The organism is Paenibacillus sp. J22P169 (assembly GCF_059691995.1).
In genome coordinates this window covers 372,146-390,145 of record NZ_JCAUAO010000005.1, presented here as the reverse complement: position 1 = coordinate 390,145, position 18,000 = coordinate 372,146, and the positions used below count along the sequence as shown (strand labels likewise).

Here is an 18,000-nt window from a genome sequence, read left to right as displayed (position 1 = left end):
ATTAACGAAGACCGATCCAAGCGATCATTCGGCCAGTGGAACCCCCTTCTTTTCGATGAGAAAAGAAAAGATCTGTGCGGCAACTCGTACATAACTGAGTTACTTCGATATGGGACGACAAAATTCCTGCTTGCTCGATTAATTTTCGATTCAATTGTTGCAGATTCAACATATACTTATCATTGCCCTTATCGGTCATTATGGCATCTTGTTTCTCATGCGATAGTTGCGTTTCCTCAAAAACGTGCCTTACGCGTGTTGCAACCGTTGCATCAACCTCATAACAACAAGCACCAATCGAAGGACCGATCGCTGCATAAATTTCAGAGGGCTGACTACCAAAAGTATGTGTCATTAAGGATATTGTAGCCATGGAAATGTTTAACACAGTTCCTTTCCATCCGGCATGCGCAAGACCTACCACACGGTGTACAGGATCATAGAAATACAGCGGTACACAATCCGCAAATTGCGCGCAGAGAACAATTCCCTTCTCCTTCGTAATAAAACCATCCTTCGCTTGCAGGGCTGTTTCTCGGCTATCTCGCCCCTTACCTTGCTCGTCTAGACTGACGATAGCGATGTCTTTCCCGTGTACCTGCTCTGCATATGTGAATGACGTAAATGACTGCCCTAGGGCGACAGCAATGCGTTCACGATTACATACGACATCATCTTGGTTATCATTAACATGTAAGCCGAGATTTAGTGTAGAAAAGGGGGCCCGACTGACTCCCCCTAAGCGAGAGCTGAAGCCAGCTGTAATCTCAGGAAACGATGACATCCAAGGTGCTATAGGTAAAAGGACCGGCTGATCCTCATTTGAATTTAGTGATGGTTGTACGACAAATGGTTCCAATGCCATTCTCCTCCATTCTGTCTTATATATCTCTACTTTAGCACACAAAATAAAAAGACACACGATGGATGCTTAGCCGCTATTAATGCTGAGCAGCTTCCCCTCGTGTGCCTGCCGTCAATTACGGAACTGACGATTAAACTCATATACCCCTTCGGTGTCTTCCGTTTGACGATATGGCCGAACATCTTCTAGCTTCACGAGCACAACGTCAGCACCAATTTTCACGATATGCTTCCAAGGAATGATAACATCGGTCCCTGATCCGAACAGTCCAAAGAATCGGCTCTGATTCGGAACCACGATAGATTCGATTCGTCCTTGGCGCAGGTCCAGCTCCAAATCACTGATTTGTCCAAGCTTTTTACCGTCCACAATGTTAATTACGTCCTTCGTCTGGAAATCAGATATTTTCATGAGGCCTATCACCACATATCTCATTAGAATTTGTACTGATTTTTTTATTAGTATATGTGCCTACTGGGCAAAATGTCCTGATACACGAAAAAAGACCTTCACGGCTTGTCTACCAAGGCCGTTCCAGTCTTTATTAATTGCTCTTAGGATTTCACATGTTTCTGCATCTGACAAATAGCTGATTTCTCTAACCTTGAAACCTGCGCTTGAGAAATGCCAATCTCATCCGCCACTTCCATCTGGGTCTTCCCTTCAAAGAAACGCATCGAAAGGATCATCTTCTCTCTGGCATTCAACTTATGCATCGCTTCACGCAATGCAATTCCCTCGATCCATGACATGTCCTTATTGCGCTCATCACTTATTTGATCCATGACATAAATGGGATCGCCCCCATCATGATAAATGGGCTCAAATAAGGATACGGGATCTTGAATCGCATCAAGCGCGAACACAACATCTTCTTTAGGTACATTCAAGGCTTCAGAAATTTCATAAATAGATGGTTCGCGTGAGTTTTGATTCGTTAGACTGTCTCTAACTTGTAATGCTTTGTAAGCAATATCTCTCAAGGAACGAGAAACGCGAATCGGGTTATTATCTCGTAAGTAGCGGCGTATCTCACCTATAATCATCGGTACAGCATAGGTCGAGAATTTGACATTTTGACTTAAATCAAAGTTATCAATGGCTTTCATCAAACCAATACAGCCAACTTGGAAGAGATCGTCCACATACTCTCCACGATTGTTGAACCGTTGAATCACACTCAGTACCAACCTTAAGTTGCCATTGACCAATTTCTCTCTTGCAGTTCGTTCTTGTTTAGTTTGCAGGTCAGTGAACAACTCACGCATCTCTGCATTGGTCAGCACAGGCAGTTTGGCGGTGTCAACTCCACATATCTCAACTTTATTTCGGGTCACCGTGATTACCTCCCAAGGAGAAACATTACTGTTAATTATCCCCGTGAGCGGTCGATTTATTCCTACCCTATCCCCTACTCAGCCACTTGACAAAAGGGTACTGACTCGCTCCCTCCCGTGACTCCTGAACAATTTCGACATTTACTGCCAAAAAAAAATTTTAGACCATCTTGTTAAACTCTTTGCGAAGCCGCTTAATAATCCGTTTTTCCAATCTAGAGATATAAGATTGCGAAATGCCGAGCAGATCTGCAACGTCTTTTTGCGTCTTTTCTTCGCCATCCTGTAACCCAAAACGAAGCTCCATAATAATTCGCTCACGTTCACTTAGCTTATCGAGAGCTTTATGCAGCAATTTCCGATCGACTTGCTCTTCAATGTTCCGGTAAATCGTATCATTCTCTGTACCTAGCACATCAGACAGAAGAAGTTCATTACCGTCCCAATCAATATTCAACGGTTCATCAAACGAAACTTCCGTTCGAATTTTGCTATTCCTGCGCAAGTACATCAGAATTTCATTCTCGATACAACGTGATGCGTAGGTAGCCAGTTTAATTTTCTTCTCAGGATCAAATGTATTGACTGCTTTAATGAGACCGATAGCGCCAATCGAAACCAGATCCTCGATGTTAATGCCCGTGTTTTCGAATTTCCTCGCTATATAGACAACCAATCTCAGGTTGCGCTCAATCAACATAGCTCGAATAGCCGCATCCCCGGATGGTAATTTTTCCAATAAGTATTCTTCTTCTTCTCGAGTAAGCGGCGGTGGCAATGCTTCACTACCACCTATGTAATAGATTTCCTCACCTTTGAGTCCTAGCAGCATCAAAATGCGATAGTACGTTAGTTGAAAAAGCAGTTTCCACTTCAAGAACATGTTAGTTTCCTCCTAAGAGTTTTGCCATGGCAAAACTTTCATCGTAAGCTAAGCTGCGTTTTCCATTGGAAAACTGACTTTGTAAATATGAGCTATGTTTTGCCGTCGAAGCTCTCTTGGGTCATTGAACGATCTAACATTAACCAGCTTGAATCAAAGCAGGGTGAATTATGGCTTGATAGGAACCATCGCTGCACAACTTTCCTCCGTCGAGCCCGATAAGTACCTTCGTAGCCTCCAATTGCGAATCATTATGAATGATCACCACCTTATCAGGTTTAATCGCCAGCATGAATTGGGTATTGCGGTTGACTCCACGGTAAGGTACGAGTCGCAATCGATCCTGCCAGATAAACTCCTCTACCCCTAAACCGCTAATAATTTGATCTACGTCTGAAGAGCGTATCCTTTGCAGCCACTGGGCAGGCAGTACGTCTCCCCATTCTGAAACTTCCATAACCATAACTGGGGTACGCGTTAGTGGGTCATACAGTTGATTACCTGTATCGATCAGGCCTTTGCATGTAGCTCTGAAATCCCCCACATATATGGTGACCTCAGCCAAATACGTAGTCATAACCTCACGTTGCTTACTACTTTGGAACACAGTCCGGAACCACCAAATGAGAGGAAGCAGCAAGAGGATCACAAACAGGATACTGCCGATTTGAAATTGAAAGACCGCCACGCCTGATTGAGTAAAGACGATTCCCTTCATCACATCGGAGGAAGAAGCGAGTACATAATGGATGCCGAACATCCCTCCGGCAACAGCGAAATTGACAAGTAAGAATGTCCCCATATTCCGCAATAAATTTTGTAAGGAACCGTAACCAAAAGCGGTCATAATCATACCTGTACAAAACATACATTTCACAGAAAATGTAAAAAATAAGGTTGGCACTGGTAAAAACATCATGACGACATACGAAGCCCCTAATGCTGCAGAAAGTGCAATTCTCCACCATTTGAACGCTAATTTCCGCGTTTTCGCCGTCACCAAGAGTAAGGCCGCATCCACCACAAAGTTCAGTAGGAAGATGAGATCCGCATAGACGACCATGCCATGCCTCACCTCCATGAAGGACACTATCTAGCAATTTCATGACGAAACTTTAAGGTTCTAAATCAGTATATTGGATTCCAAGTTCAAAGTCTGTCTAAACATGCTAGTAGGAACCTACTTTTTTTGTCAGTTAACGCGGTCTCGTCCATAGGAGAAAAGCCTACAGAACAACAAAAAACCGAAGCTTCTACATCAAGTAGGGCTTCGGTCTCTAGACAATTATTATGTAATTATTTGTCAGTATTGCGTCCGCGGTTGCGCAAGAAAGTCGGAATATCTAATTGATCATTCGAGGGTTGAGCCCCAAATGGTTTGAGATTATTTAAACGACTATCAGGAGCTGACGTCTCTGGCTGACTAGTTGAGACAGGGCGTTTGATAGACTGATGTATTGGCGCCGCTTTATGCTCGAATCCAGTTGCAATTACCGTAACTAGAATCTCATCTTTCAGCTTCTCGTCAATAACAGCACCGAAAATCATATTTACCTCAATGTCGGAAGCAGACGCCACGATATCAGCAGCTTCATTCACTTCGTACAAGCTAAGGTTCATACCGCCTGTGATATTCATCAAAACACCACGTGCGCCTTCGATTGAAGTTTCTAGCAAAGGACTTGAGATCGCTTTTTTCGCTGCTTCAGCTGCACGATTCTCACCTGTCGCTACGCCGATCCCCATAAGGGCCGAACCACGCTCAGTCATAATCGTTTTAACATCTGCAAAGTCCAAATTGATAAGCCCTGGTACTGCGATCAAATCGGAAATCCCTTGAACACCTTGACGAAGAACATTATCCGCTTCGCGGAACGCTTCCAGCATCGGAGTCTTTTTGTCAACGATCTCAAGTAGACGGTCGTTCGGGATAATAATAAGCGTATCCACTTTCTCTTTCAATGCGGCAATCCCTTGTTCAGCTTGTAAGGAACGCTTGCGTCCTTCGAAAGTAAACGGTCGTGTTACTACGCCAACCGTAAGTGCACCTACTTCTTTCGCGATTTCCGCAATAACTGGCGCAGCGCCTGTACCTGTACCGCCGCCCATACCTGCTGTTACGAAAACCATATCTGCGCCGCGAAGTGTATTCAGAATCGTCTCCCTTGACTCTTCTGCTGCTTTCTTCCCGACTTCAGGATTCGCACCTGCACCCAGACCACGGGTCAATTTATCCCCAATTTGCAATTTATGAACGGACTTGGCCAAGTGAAGCGCCTGCGCATCCGTATTCACGGTAATAAATTCAACACCTTTAACACCGTTTTCAATCATGCGATTAACTGCATTGCTACCGCCGCCACCAACACCAATGACTTTAATTTGAGCCAATTGGTCTAAATCCATATCAAATTCAAACATATGAGCCATATCCCCCTAACTTAACGTTCACTAAATGAATTCACTGAAGAAATTTTTAACTCGTTCAACTAAACCTGGCTTTTGACTATCGGAGGATTTTTTGGTAGTCTTGGTCACCAGTTTTTTGGCTGGACCTGAAATACGATTCTTCATGTATTTGGAGACGAATTGAATAATACCAACACCACTTGTGTAGGAAGGATCACGTACCCCAATGAAATCAGGCACTGCAATACGAACAGATGTAGCCAGTTCGGATTGTGCAATCGCCAGCATGCCTGGCATACAAACCGTGCCGCCAGTGAGTACATAGCCACCTGCAAGATTACCATATCCCAAACGATGAACTTCGGCTCGAATTAATTGGAAAATCTCTTCGACACGAGGCTCAACGATATTCGCAAGGTCAACTTGAGAGAACTCTTTTTCAACATTGCTGCCCATTCTCGTCACTTTAAACACTTGATCAGGCGCGGAATCTTCAACGGATGCACAGCCATACTTCAGCTTAATCTTCTCAGCAATTTCTAGCTGTGTATGCAATCCAATCGAAACATCATTGCTGATAAATTCTCCGCCAATTTGAATCGTTGACGTTGCAACTAAATTACCTTCATCGAAGACAGCAATTGTCGTTGCACCAGCACCGATATCAACTAACACGGTTCCAACGGCCTTCTCATCTTTGGAAAGTGCCAAATTACCAGATGCGAGTGACATTAAAATAAGCCCTGCAACCTTCAGTTCGGATTTTTCCACAACACGGATTAAATTATGTATGCCCGTCTTCGCTCCAGTAATAATCGTCGCTTCTACTTCCAAACGAACTCCGATCATACCGCGTGGATCATTAATACCTTCTTGACCATCTACTAAATATTGCTTAGGTACAACTCCAACTATTTCACGTTCGGGAGGTAATGCGATGACCCTTGCCGCTTGAATGACGCGATCAATATCTTCTTCTCCGATTTCCCGGTCTTCATTTGATACTGCAACAACACCGTGACTCGATTGAAGAGAAATATGATTTCCTGAAATTCCAACGTAAACCTCGGAAATTTGTATACCCACCATTCGTTCCGCATGATCAATGGCACTGCGAATAGAATGCACAGTTTGATCAATGTCAACGATTGCGCCTTTACGAATACCCTCTGACTCGGCAGATCCCACTCCTATTATATTAATGGTTCCGTTAACAACTTCCCCAATAATAGCTCGAACTTTGGATGTACCGATGTCTAAACTAACAATGATATCATTGTTGCTCAAGCCCCTGGCACCTCCTGTAAATTAGGTAAAATTGCAAAATCTTCACAAATACTTTTATACGTATTCCACACAACCGCCATATTCCCTCTTTTTTCTACATTTTTTTTGCATTTAAAAACCAGCTTTAATTTTTCATCTAATTGTTGTGAAATGCAAACGTTCTCGTCTAGTAAGTACAAGAAAAAATAGAGTAAGCAGATAGATCCTATTTAACCATAAAACTAATTTTAACATTTTTTTCAGAGATTGAGTAGTCTCTGCTGTGATTTTTTGTGAGAAACCCGCACGGTTACAGTTGTTATGGTTTTGGCGTTGGTTTCGGTGTAGCCTTTGGATCAATTTTGGTCTCAGTTTTGGAATCCGTCTTGGAATCTGACTTGGAATCCCCACTTGTTGCAAAAGGTGTGTGATACTCTGCCTCAAGCATCGTGATGACTCCATTTGTAATGTGGTCCTCAGCTAAACCAGCAACATAACCCGGTAAGTTATCAATTTTGTCTGGCAAATAGGCAATCGTTGTGTGGACTTCGAACTGGGAGCGTGTATAAATCTTAATCTTATCTGGGTAAGATTCCGAAGGATCTGGCTTAATTTCAGAAACGTCGGACAACGCACTCTGCGGGATTTCTCCAAGCACTTTACAAAGCGCAGCCTTATTCGGATCATTATCGGCCCACCCTGTTAAGATTGGCATATCGAGCGGAACACCGCTGCCAACCGGCAGCGCAATGACATTGCCATCTGCAAGCACAGCTTGCTTCTTTCCATCAGGAGCAATTTGAAAAGCCACTTTAGGGAACTCTTCAACCTGAATGTGAATCACACCAGGAAACATCTTCTTCACGGAGGCACTCTTGATCATCGGAACCTTAGAAATACGTTGTCCAATTGTTCTCGAGCTCACTGCAAAAAAACGATCGCCAATAACAACTTGGCTAGCTTGTCCAATTACATCCGAAGATAATAAGACATTTCCCTCTACCTCAATACGACTAATGCGGCTAAGTGAGGATTGGAAAAACAAAATAATCAGCACAGTTATGAAAAAAATGATCAAAAATGAGAGCAGTTTCCGATTCGTACGTGTACGCGGCTTAGGTACCGGCAGCGTTGGTACTTTGTTATCTTCGGACAAGAGGGGCACCACCTAATTATATTGATGACGAAATAATTGAAAATCGTGAATCCCCTCCTGCTTGCAGGAAGGGATACGCGATGGGACGCAAGATATTACTCACTGGGAACCGGAGCTTGTCGGAGCACAGAAGCCCCAAGTCTGACTAGCATATGTTCAATCCTATCATAGCCTCTATCAATGTGATGAATTTGTTCAACTATCGTTGTGCCATGCGCAGCTAGACCGGCGATTACAAGAGCAGCACCAGCTCGCAAATCAGTGGCTTCAACCGTAGCCCCATACAACCTCGGAACGCCTCGGATGAAGGCTGAACTCATATCTACGCGAATATCCGCTCCCATCCGGGACAGTTCATCCACGTGCTTAAATCTACCTTCAAATATCGTTTCTTTCATCACACTTAGTCCATCTGCTAGAGATAACAGGACCATGACTTGTGATTGCAAATCCGTCGGGAAAGATGGATGAGGCGACGTCACGATACGTTCAACTGCCTTAGGTCTTGCTTTGCAGCTTACATGTATTATATCACCGTCAGCGATGATTTGAACACCTGCACGCTTAAGCACATGGATAACCGAGGTTAAATGAGCAGGGTTCACTCTTTCCAAGGTAATGTTCCCTCTAGTTGCCGCTGCAGCAACAAGAAAAGTACCTGCAACAATTCGATCAGGAATAATCCGATACGTGCAAGGAGATAGCGCAGTAACGCCGCGAATTGTGATCGTATCCGATCCGGCTCCAATAATGTCAGCGCCCATCGCATTCAAGAAATTTTGCAAATCCTGTATCTCTGGCTCACGCGCAGCATTATAAATCGTAGTCGTGCCTTCCGCTTTCACGGCTGCCATCATAATATTCTCGGTCGCCCCTACACTTGGGAAGTCCAGAAAGATTTCATTACCTTGCAATGATTCAGCTGTACAAACGATTTTATTGGAGAATTCTTCAATTTCGGCTCCAAGAGCCTGCAAACCTTTGAGGTGCAAATCGATTTTACGTTCGCCAATCGCACAGCCACCAGGTTGATATACGGTGACACTGCCGAATCTAGCGAGTAGTGGACCCATGAGAAAGATGGAAGAGCGCATCTGCCCCATCAATTCTTCGGGGATGTGGGAGGAATGAACTGTGGACGTTGTAATGGTTACCGTATCTCCTTGCTGCTCGGCTCGACAACCTAGCGAACGAAGAATACGCAGCATGGTGTCGATATCGAGCAGATTAGGAACATTGTGTAAAGTGTGCGTGCCACTAGCAAGTAAGCACGCAGCTAATATGGGTAATGCGGCGTTTTTAGCGCCGTGTATCTGGATGGCTCCCGTAAGAGGTCTTCCACCTTCGATAACGAGCTTCTCCAAAATTCCACCTCCGATTTACCTCTCACCCATTACCAGAACCTCAGGTACTAGCTTAATCCCGTACACTTGCTCTACGATCTGCTGTACTTCGCTGATAAGAGTGAGAACGTCCTCGGCTGTAGCTTCTCCTGTGTTAACAATGAAATTGGCGTGAAGCATAGAGATCTCTGCTCCACCGACACGTTTGCCTTTCAGACCTGCTTCTTCGATGAGCTTCGCTGCAAAGCCCCCTTCGGGGTTGCGGAACACACTTCCTGCGCAAGCTAATTGCAGAGGTTGCGTGCGCAGTCGCCGATCTCGGTAAGCGGCCATGGCCCCTGCGATTTCGTTGCGGTCTCCAACCTGTAATTCAAAGACAGCTTCTGTTACAATGCCAGGCAATGTGTGCAAAATAGAATGTCGATAAGCATATTGTAAATCTTCTGCCTGCATGACGACCAATTCCCCTGTATCCAGGATGACTTCAGCCTGCTTGAGTATGCGTGACACATCGGACCCGTGAGCCCCTGCATTCATGTAGACGGCGCCTCCCACAGAACCGGGGATCCCTGAAGCAAACTCCAGTCCGGTTAAACCTTCTCTGGCTGCGAGTACAGACAATTTAATAAACGAATAGGAACCTCCAGCGTAGACCATCGCGCCATCAAAGCGAAGGGTATCCAACGCCTGACCTAGTTTAATTACGACGCCACGAATTCCTTTATCTCGAACTAGCAAGTTGGAACCCCGCCCAATCACAGTCCAGGGTTCGCCACGCTCATGAAGAAACTTGATGGCAGCAGCAACCTGCTCTTTGGAATGGGGAATAATCAAGCAATCAGCCGGACCGCCGATTTTCCAAGTGGTGTAAGGAGCCAGTCGTTCATTCGTTCTTATCTCGCCAATATTTGATGCCTTTAAGTCGGCTATTAACTTCTGCATGGGAAAACCTCCTTCACAGAACGTAGGGCGAAATGTAAGATCTTCAACATAGAAATCCAACATTTCATTCATAAAGAGCTTTACGAAGTTGGCCGGTCTTCGTTCCTTTCTCACTTATGAAGCCTTAGGTGTCTGTCACGGTTATAGTGTAGTTTATGTAAAATCGGATAGAGTGTGACAATCGCCTATACGCTTTAACAAATTCAAAATGATTTGCTATGCGTTTCAATCAATTTCACGATGGCTGCAACGGCATCACTCTCATTACGTGATTGCATCGCTGCTTTATACGTCTCACGGTTCTTGTAAAGCGCCTCTACATGCGAGGCAAGTCCATCAGCAGTTAGATCCTCCTCTTGAATCACATCGGCATAACCTGCCTTCTGGAAGGATGCTGCGTTCAGAATCTGGTCTCCACGACTTGCTTGACGGGAAAGCGGTATTAAGAGCATTGGCTTTTCCAAGCCCAGAAATTCAAAAATAGATGTTGCCCCTGCACGAGAGATGACAAGGTCCGTCATTGCCAGCACATCGGGAAGTTCCTCGTTTAAATACTCAAATTGCTTGTAACCACGGGTCGAAAGAAGCTCTGTAGATACATTGCCTTTACCGCACAGGTGCACAATTTGAAATTGTTGGAGTAATCGACCTAAGTTATCGCGTACAGCCTGATTCAGTACTTGCGATCCTAAGCTTCCTCCCATGACTAGTATCACAGGCTTCTGAGAATGGAAATCACATAACTGAAGCGCTCGCGACGCTTTACCACTGCCAATATGTTCACGGATCGGCAAGCCAGTAAGTACTGACTTCCCACCCTTTATATGCGAAAGGGATTCAGGAAAAGTAACACAGACCTTCGTTGCAAATGGGATCGAAATTTTATTCGCCAAACCTGGCGTCATATCGGATTCATGGATAATAACAGGGATGTTGTTCATACGACTCCCAAGAACGACTGGAACGGAAACGAACCCGCCTTTTGAAAAGACAATGGCGGGCTTCAAGCGTTTGAGCAACCGATATGATTCATAAACACCTTTCATGACTTTGAAAGGGTCTTTCATGTTTTTGAGATCAAAATACCGACGCAATTTCCCTGATGAGATCGGGTAGAAAGGAACCCCTTCTCGATCAATAATGTCTTTTTCTATACCTGTAGCTGAACCTATGTACTTGATCTCCCAACCTAATTGCTTCAGCTTATGCATCAGCGCTAAGTTAGGGGTAACATGCCCAGCGGAGCCTCCTCCGGTAAATACGATCGTCTTCATTCCCCTGTCACCTCGAATAGCGGGATATATTAAGCAGGATGCCGACAGATGTCAGCATGAGTGTCAGTGAAGACCCCCCTGCACTTATGAAAGGCAGTGTAATACCCGTTACTGGAAACATTCCAATAACAACACCGATGTTAATAATGACTTGTACGGCGACCATGCCGATAATTCCAACTGCAATTAAGCTGGCAAACGTGTCCGGTGCCGTAATGGCTGCGCGCATCCCCCGCCATACTAAGATGGTGAAGAGTAGCAGGACTAAGGTACCTCCAATAAAACCAAGTTCTTCTGCGATAATGGAAAAAATAAAATCAGTTTGCGGCTCAGGTAAGTAACTATACTTCTGCCGGCTCATCCCGAGTCCAAGCCCCACAAGCCCGCCTGGTCCAATCGCATACAAAGATTGAATAGATTGATAGCCAGCGCCAAGCGGGTCCTGCCAAGGGTCTAGAAAAGCTGTTATCCGTTTAAGTCGATAGGGAGCGGCAATAACAAGTCCGACAAAACCCGCAACCCCTATCATACCTAGATATGAGAGATGAAGCAATCTCGCACCAGCAGTGTAGATGATTAATAGGGAAGCACCAACAAGTACAACGCCTGTTCCTAAGTCAGGCTGCAGCATGATGAGACCGAACGCCAATCCCATAATACCTAGAGGCGGCATTAACCCTTTGGTCAGTGTTGTGATCTTGGATTGATTTTCGGACAGCATTTTAGAAAGAAAGAGGATCATCCCTATTTTCATAAATTCAGAAGGTTGAATTCCGAATGCTCCAATCCCTAGCCAGCTTCTAGCACCACCACGAATGACCCCGATACCGGGAATCAATACAATCACGAGCATACCAAAACAAATAAACAACGCCAATTTAGCAAATCGTTTCCATACCAAATAATCAACATTCATGGTGAAGAACATCGCTACAATTCCCAGTACAGCGAAGATGAGTTGTCTTTTTAAATAATAAAAAGAATCTCCAAACTCACGAAATGCAAGTACACTACTAGCGCTGTAGACCATAATAACGCCGATTGTCAAAAGCAGCAAGGTTGGAATAATAATCCAAATATCAGGAGTGGAGCGTGCTTTACCCATTACAGACACCTCTTTGTCAGTTGTGGGCTCCCTTTTATGGGCTAGTTAACAGACATATGCCCGTTCAAGTACTAGTCCATTCGAGTGGATAAGCCCTACTTAAAGGTTATGCACGGACTCCTTAAACATGCGTCCCCTGTCCTCAAAGGATGGAAACATATCCCAACTCGCACAAGCTGGTGATAGGAGAACAACGTCCCCTTGCTCACTCATTTGCCAGGCAAGCTGAACGGCTTGTGAAACCGCGTCCGCTGCATCCTTAGCAGTATCGACGGTTTGAACCTTGCTAATCCCTGCCAATTCGGCAATATGCCTAATTTTCTCTCTTGTTTGCCCTAAAGTTACAATTCCTTTGATGCGTTCGCGGAAGGTTGGCAACAATTCCATATAATCCGATCCACGATCCAATCCACCGGCAATCAAAACGATAGGTTGATTGAAGGCTTCAATTGACTTCACGGAAGCAGCTGAATTCGTTGCTTTCGAGTTATTATAGAAAGTAACTCCATCTAGTTTCCTAACGAGCTCTAGACGATGCTCAACGCCTTGGAAGCTTCTAAGCACACTAGCGATTGTCGATAGGTCAACACCAGCTGTAATGGCCGCTGCAGCAGCTGCTAACGCATTCTCAACGTTGAAGCTGCCTGGTATGCCCATTTCGGACGCCGGCATGATAGTTTGAATGGATGCCTGACCGTTCGCATACACAAGACAATCCGTCTCCGCATCCAAATAGACGCCTGTTTCCAATTTTTCTTTCATCGAAAAATGGAATTGTTTGGCCTTCAGACTTGGCATTAGACGCTGACACACAGCATCATCCCAATTTAAAATCGCTGTATCCGTCTCCGTCTGATTAACAAAAAGTTTGGCTTTAGAAGCGATATAGTCATCCATTGAGCCATGGTAGTCCAAATGGGTTTCATATAAATTTAACAGCAAGCCAATTGTTGGACGGAACGCTGTGGTCCCCTTTAATTGAAAGGAGCTTAATTCCACAACCATCCAGTTCTCAGCTGTCACCTCAGGTGTCGCTTCCGTAAGCGCACGACCTATGTTACCTGCGACAACAGGCTGTAAGCCAGCAGCATCCAACATCAAGCCAATCAGCGTTGTTGTCGTCGTTTTCCCATTGGAGCCTGTAATTCCAATGATTGGCGCTTCACAAAATTGATAAGCAACCTCAACCTCCGTCACAACCTCAATGCCCAGCTCTTCTGCTTTACGAATCGGTTCTACGGAATAAGGGATCCCAGGGTTTTTGACAACTAACGCAACCCCTTCATGCACGAGGGACTCCGGATGAAACCCACATACAACAGAAATACCCAGAGCCTCCAATTCGTCGGCTTCAGGGCATGCACTACGTTCCTTTTTGTCATTGACAGTGACGATTGCTCCCTTTTGATGAAAAAGCTTAGCTGCAGCGACACCGCTGCGAGCCAAGCCAAGTACGACCACTTCAAGTCCACGATAATCCCGCGGATGCTTCATGTTCTACAACACCTCATTCATATATAATCCGAGCACGGCAAGTACGAGACCTACAACCCAGAAAGTAATAACAACTCGCCATTCGGACCAACCAACCAATTCAAAGTGATGATGAATCGGACTCATCTTGAATACGCGTTTTTTTCTTGTTTTGAAAGAAACGACTTGGATCACAACGGATAAGATTTCGATCAAGAATACACCGCCAATAATCGCAAGAAGAAGTTCTGCTTTCGTTAAGATCGCTACAGCGACAAGTCCACCACCGATACCTAGTGAACCCGTGTCTCCCATGAAGACCTTGGCCGGGTGAGCATTGAAGACGAGAAATCCGAGTACCGCGCCAACCATAGCTGCTGAGAAGATGGCTGCTTCAGGCTGTGTATTATTCATGGCTATGATGGTATAGGCACCAAATGCAATTGCACTTGTCCCCGCTAACAAGCCGTCCAAGCCATCTGTAAAGTTAACCGCATTCGAAGCGCCTAGCATCAGGATAGCCATTAATGGGAAATACAACCAACCTGCATTCATATGATAAGAAACGAATGGTATATAAATATCTGTGCTGTGTCCCTGCATAATAAGTAAATAGCAGACAATGGCTGAAATCAATAATTGACCGAAAAGCTTTTGTTTGGCTGTTAGTCCCAATGAACGCTTAAAAATAATTTTGATATAGTCGTCGAGGAAGCCAACAAGTCCATATCCTAATGAGGCCAATAAAAGAATGAGTAAATCTGTATTTTTATCCGCAAAACGAAGCGTTGCCAAGGAAAGCGCAAGCAAAATGATGACGCCGCCCATCGTTGGTGTACCTTGTTTTTTGAGATGCCCTTGAGGGCCATCCTCACGAATTTGTTGCCCAAATTTCATTCGTCGTAAAATAGGTATACATAATGGCCCCATGATTAGCGCAAGCACAAATGCCACACCCATTGTTAATAATACCGCGTTTTCCACGTTGGTTCCCCCTGCTCATTTCCGTCACTCTAGTTCATATCTTTAACTCTATCACGATTATTAGGCTAGTAAGCTTTGGACAACCTGCTCAAGCCGCATGCCACGCGAGCCCTTCACGAGCACGAGATCCTCGGCGCGTGCGAGCGCAGCGAGTTCCTCCGCGAGCTGCGCCTTGTCGTCGTAGGCGCGCACCTGCGCCTCCGGGAAGTGCTGAGTCGCTTCATCCGCGATGAAGCGGCCGAGACGACCGAACGTGAAGACGTAGTCTACACGTTCCGGAGACAGCATCGCGCCAATGCCGCGATGGAACTGCTCTTCGTGCTCGCCAAGCTCCAGCATGTCGCCGAGCACGAGGAACTTCCGACCGAAGCCGCTCAGCTGCTCGGTCAAGGCAATCGCCGCCCGCATGGAGGCGGGGCTGGCGTTGTACGCATCGTTAAGCACGGTCAGCCCAGAGGCTGCCGTGAGCTTCTCGATGCGCATGCTTGTCATCTGCAGCGCGCGAAGCCCCGCTGCAATTCCTTCGGGCGAGACACCGAAGGTCTCGCCGACGGCAATGGCCGCGAGTGCGTTCACGACGTTATGCGTGCCGAGCAACGGAATGAACAATTCCGGGTAGCCCGGTGAATTGATCGTGAAATAGGCCCCTTCCGCATCCATACGGATATCCGTTGGGTAACGATCATTGCCTTGCTCCTGGCCGAAACGAATGCGACGCAGACCTGACGGCAGATCTAGCTCACCCAGTGCTTGTTCAATTAACGGCTCATCTCCGTTATAGATGATCAAACTATCACTCGGCATGCCAGTAACAATCTCCGCTTTCGCCCGAGCAATCTCATCCCTGGAGCCCAACTGAAGCATATGAGACTCACCGATCATTGTAATGATGGCAGCTTCGGGCTCAGCTAGTTCAGACAGCAAAGCGATTTCGCCGCGTCCACTCATACCCATTTCGACGACAGCAAATTGCGTCGTTTCATCAAGAAGCAGAAGCGTAAGCGGTAAACCGATATGGTTATTCAGGTTTCCCTTCGTTTTATGAACCTCATAAGTACTGCCCAGCACAGCTGCTACCAAATCTTTGGTAGTCGTCTTCCCGTTACTTCCCGTAATCCCGATGATGCGTACAGAAAGCTCTTTGCGGTAGGTTTTTGCCAAGTTCTGAAGTGCCGTAAGCGTATCTTCGACAAGGATATGGGGAATGCCGTTAGGCACCACACCGTGATCCTCTTGCCAGAGAATGGCCGCAGCCCCTTTTTGAAAAGCATCTTCCGCATAATCGTGACCATCAAAATTTTCTCCGATAAGCGGGATAAACAGACTGCCAGCCTGAATCGAACGCGTATCTGTAGAAACTCCTGTAATCGAAATTCCACCTTGAACACCGGGCACTTCGCTGCGGAGCATCGTTGCTATTTGATCTAATGTACGTTGAATCACTGTGTTCTCCCCCTAATCGCAGCCTTAGCCACCAAACGATCGTCGAAATCATGCTTAACGCCCATGATATCCTGATACGTTTCGTGGCCTTTTCCCGCTATCAATATTACATCTTTAGGGCCTGCCCCTTCAATAGCCTTTTGTATCGCTTTTTTGCGATCTGCCAGTAAAATATACTGATTGTCTGGGTAATTAACATCCTTCAACCCCGGTACAATATCCGCAAGAATCGCTTCAGGATCTTCCGTACGAGGGTTATCCGACGTCACAAACACAAAGTCACTATAATTCGCAGCAACTTTCCCCATGATGGGACGCTTTGTTCTGTCGCGATCACCGCCGCAGCCAAATACGGTAATAATCCTGCCTTCAGCAAACTCACTTACCGTTGAGAGGGCATTCTCTAAACCATCTGGGGTATGTGCATAATCAACGAGCACCAGAAAATCCTGTCCCTCATTCACAACTTCCATTCTGCCTTCTACAAGTGCAATACGTTCTAGACTATCACGAATAGCTTCTAATTTGAACCCTTCTGCCAATGCAGCCGCAATGGCCCCAAGTGCGTTATAAACATTGAATTTACCGACTAATTGCATGCGGATAAACGTATCACCAGCAAAGGATTTCAATAGAAATTCCGTACCTTTTGCCGACATACGAATATCTGTAGCTCTCACATCGCTTTCATTGTCAATGCCGTAAGTAATGACTTGTGCAGCAGTTAGTTTATTCAACATATGTGATGTTTCATCATCCACATTGAGAATCGCATATTGCTTGGAATCTGGATCTGCAGAGAAGCCATTTCCAAGTCTGGAAAATAACAACCCTTTCGCAGCAGCATACGCTTCCATTGTTTTATGTTCATTCAAATGATCTTGCGTAAGATTCGTAAAAATGCTCGAACGGAAATGGACTCCCTTCACCCTTCCCATATCTAAGCCACTTGAAGTAACCTCCATAACACAATATTGCACACCTTGATCCGCCATTTTGCGCAGTATTCGTTGAAGCTCAATCGATTCCTGTGTATTCGTCGCTTTATTTTCTATGTAGTTATCACCAATTTTGATATGGATATTGCCCATTAATCCTGTCACATAGCCTTGATCCGCGATGATTTTCTCAAGTAAATACGTAGAGGTTGTTTTACCATTCGTCCCAGTAATACCGATCATTTTGATCTCTTTACTAGGATAGCCGAAAAAATGAGCAGAAAGGGCCGCCATCGCATAGCGGGCATCTTTCACAACAAGCTGTGGGACAGGAACGTCCAGCACTCGTTCCGTTACAAGCGCAGAAGCCCCTAGCGCAATCGCTTTAGGGGCGTAGTCGTGACCGTCAAGCTGTAAGCCAGGGATACAGAAAAACAAATCCCCAGGTTTTATTTTACGAGAGTCTGCCTCAATTCCCGTAATCTCCGTATTATTATCGCCATGTATATGGGTAATGAGCAGTGCGGAAGCAAGCTCCTGCAGTTTCATAAACAACCCTCTCTTCCTTGATATCCCTATCTA

General features: G+C 45.4%; 16 protein-coding genes. All 16 read right to left on the bottom strand.

The window, feature by feature from the left end; genetic code table 11:
• Position 1: 1 nt before the first annotated feature.
• Positions 2–865, bottom strand: a complete 864-nt coding sequence (gene pgeF, locus AC58QG_RS24220; protein ID WP_497364665.1) for a peptidoglycan editing factor PgeF — start codon at positions 863–865, stop codon at positions 2–4.
• Positions 866–976: 111 nt separating this feature from the next.
• Positions 977–1,276 carry a YlmC/YmxH family sporulation protein gene (locus AC58QG_RS24215; protein ID WP_497364664.1) on the bottom strand — a complete coding sequence of 100 codons (300 nt, stop codon included), beginning with the start codon at positions 1,274–1,276 and terminating at the stop codon, positions 977–979.
• A gap of 143 nt (positions 1,277–1,419) precedes the next feature.
• Entirely contained in the window at positions 1,420–2,202 is a 783-nt protein-coding gene (gene sigG, locus AC58QG_RS24210) for an RNA polymerase sporulation sigma factor SigG (protein WP_056612640.1), read from the bottom strand.
• A 160-nt stretch (positions 2,203–2,362) separates the two neighbouring features.
• Entirely contained in the window at positions 2,363–3,085 is a 723-nt protein-coding gene (gene sigE, locus AC58QG_RS24205) for an RNA polymerase sporulation sigma factor SigE (RefSeq protein ID WP_028558083.1), read from the bottom strand.
• 139 nt (positions 3,086–3,224) lie between these two features.
• Entirely contained in the window at positions 3,225–4,148 is a 924-nt protein-coding gene (gene spoIIGA, locus AC58QG_RS24200; protein ID WP_497364663.1) for a sigma-E processing peptidase SpoIIGA, read from the bottom strand.
• Between the two features lie 233 nt (positions 4,149–4,381).
• Entirely contained in the window at positions 4,382–5,506 is a 1,125-nt protein-coding gene (ftsZ, locus tag AC58QG_RS24195) for a cell division protein FtsZ (RefSeq protein WP_497364662.1), read from the bottom strand.
• Between the two features lie 30 nt (positions 5,507–5,536).
• Positions 5,537–6,781: a cell division protein FtsA gene (ftsA, locus tag AC58QG_RS24190; protein ID WP_497364661.1), complete on the bottom strand. Its 1,245-nt coding sequence runs from the start codon at positions 6,779–6,781 to the stop codon at positions 5,537–5,539.
• A gap of 298 nt (positions 6,782–7,079) precedes the next feature.
• Entirely contained in the window at positions 7,080–7,916 is an 837-nt protein-coding gene (locus tag AC58QG_RS24185) for a cell division protein FtsQ/DivIB (protein ID WP_497364660.1), read from the bottom strand.
• A 95-nt stretch (positions 7,917–8,011) separates the two neighbouring features.
• Positions 8,012–9,280 carry a UDP-N-acetylglucosamine 1-carboxyvinyltransferase gene (gene murA, locus AC58QG_RS24180; RefSeq protein WP_497364659.1) on the bottom strand — a complete coding sequence of 423 codons (1,269 nt, stop codon included), beginning with the start codon at positions 9,278–9,280 and terminating at the stop codon, positions 8,012–8,014.
• Between the two features lie 15 nt (positions 9,281–9,295).
• Positions 9,296–10,201: a UDP-N-acetylmuramate dehydrogenase gene (gene murB, locus AC58QG_RS24175; RefSeq protein WP_497364658.1), complete on the bottom strand. Its 906-nt coding sequence runs from the start codon at positions 10,199–10,201 to the stop codon at positions 9,296–9,298.
• Between the two features lie 203 nt (positions 10,202–10,404).
• On the bottom strand, positions 10,405–11,475 hold the full coding sequence (murG, locus tag AC58QG_RS24170) for an undecaprenyldiphospho-muramoylpentapeptide beta-N-acetylglucosaminyltransferase (RefSeq protein ID WP_497364657.1): 1,071 nt from the start codon (positions 11,473–11,475) through the stop codon (positions 10,405–10,407).
• Between the two features lie 7 nt (positions 11,476–11,482).
• The gene (gene spoVE / locus AC58QG_RS24165) at positions 11,483–12,580 is read right to left on the bottom strand and encodes a stage V sporulation protein E (RefSeq protein WP_497364656.1); all 1,098 of its coding nucleotides are present in this window, start codon (positions 12,578–12,580) and stop codon (positions 11,483–11,485) included.
• 99 nt (positions 12,581–12,679) lie between these two features.
• Positions 12,680–14,074: a UDP-N-acetylmuramoyl-L-alanine--D-glutamate ligase gene (gene murD, locus AC58QG_RS24160; protein ID WP_497364655.1), complete on the bottom strand. Its 1,395-nt coding sequence runs from the start codon at positions 14,072–14,074 to the stop codon at positions 12,680–12,682.
• 3 nt (positions 14,075–14,077) lie between these two features.
• Positions 14,078–15,013, bottom strand: a complete 936-nt coding sequence (gene mraY / locus AC58QG_RS24155) for a phospho-N-acetylmuramoyl-pentapeptide-transferase (RefSeq protein ID WP_497364684.1) — start codon at positions 15,011–15,013, stop codon at positions 14,078–14,080.
• A gap of 84 nt (positions 15,014–15,097) precedes the next feature.
• Positions 15,098–16,480: a UDP-N-acetylmuramoyl-tripeptide--D-alanyl-D-alanine ligase gene (locus AC58QG_RS24150; protein ID WP_497364654.1), complete on the bottom strand. Its 1,383-nt coding sequence runs from the start codon at positions 16,478–16,480 to the stop codon at positions 15,098–15,100.
• Positions 16,477–17,967 carry a UDP-N-acetylmuramoyl-L-alanyl-D-glutamate--2,6-diaminopimelate ligase gene (locus AC58QG_RS24145; RefSeq protein WP_497364653.1) on the bottom strand — a complete coding sequence of 497 codons (1,491 nt, stop codon included), beginning with the start codon at positions 17,965–17,967 and terminating at the stop codon, positions 16,477–16,479. The genes AC58QG_RS24150 and AC58QG_RS24145 overlap by 4 nt, the downstream gene beginning before the upstream one ends.
• Between the last annotated feature and the right edge of the window lie 33 nt (positions 17,968–18,000).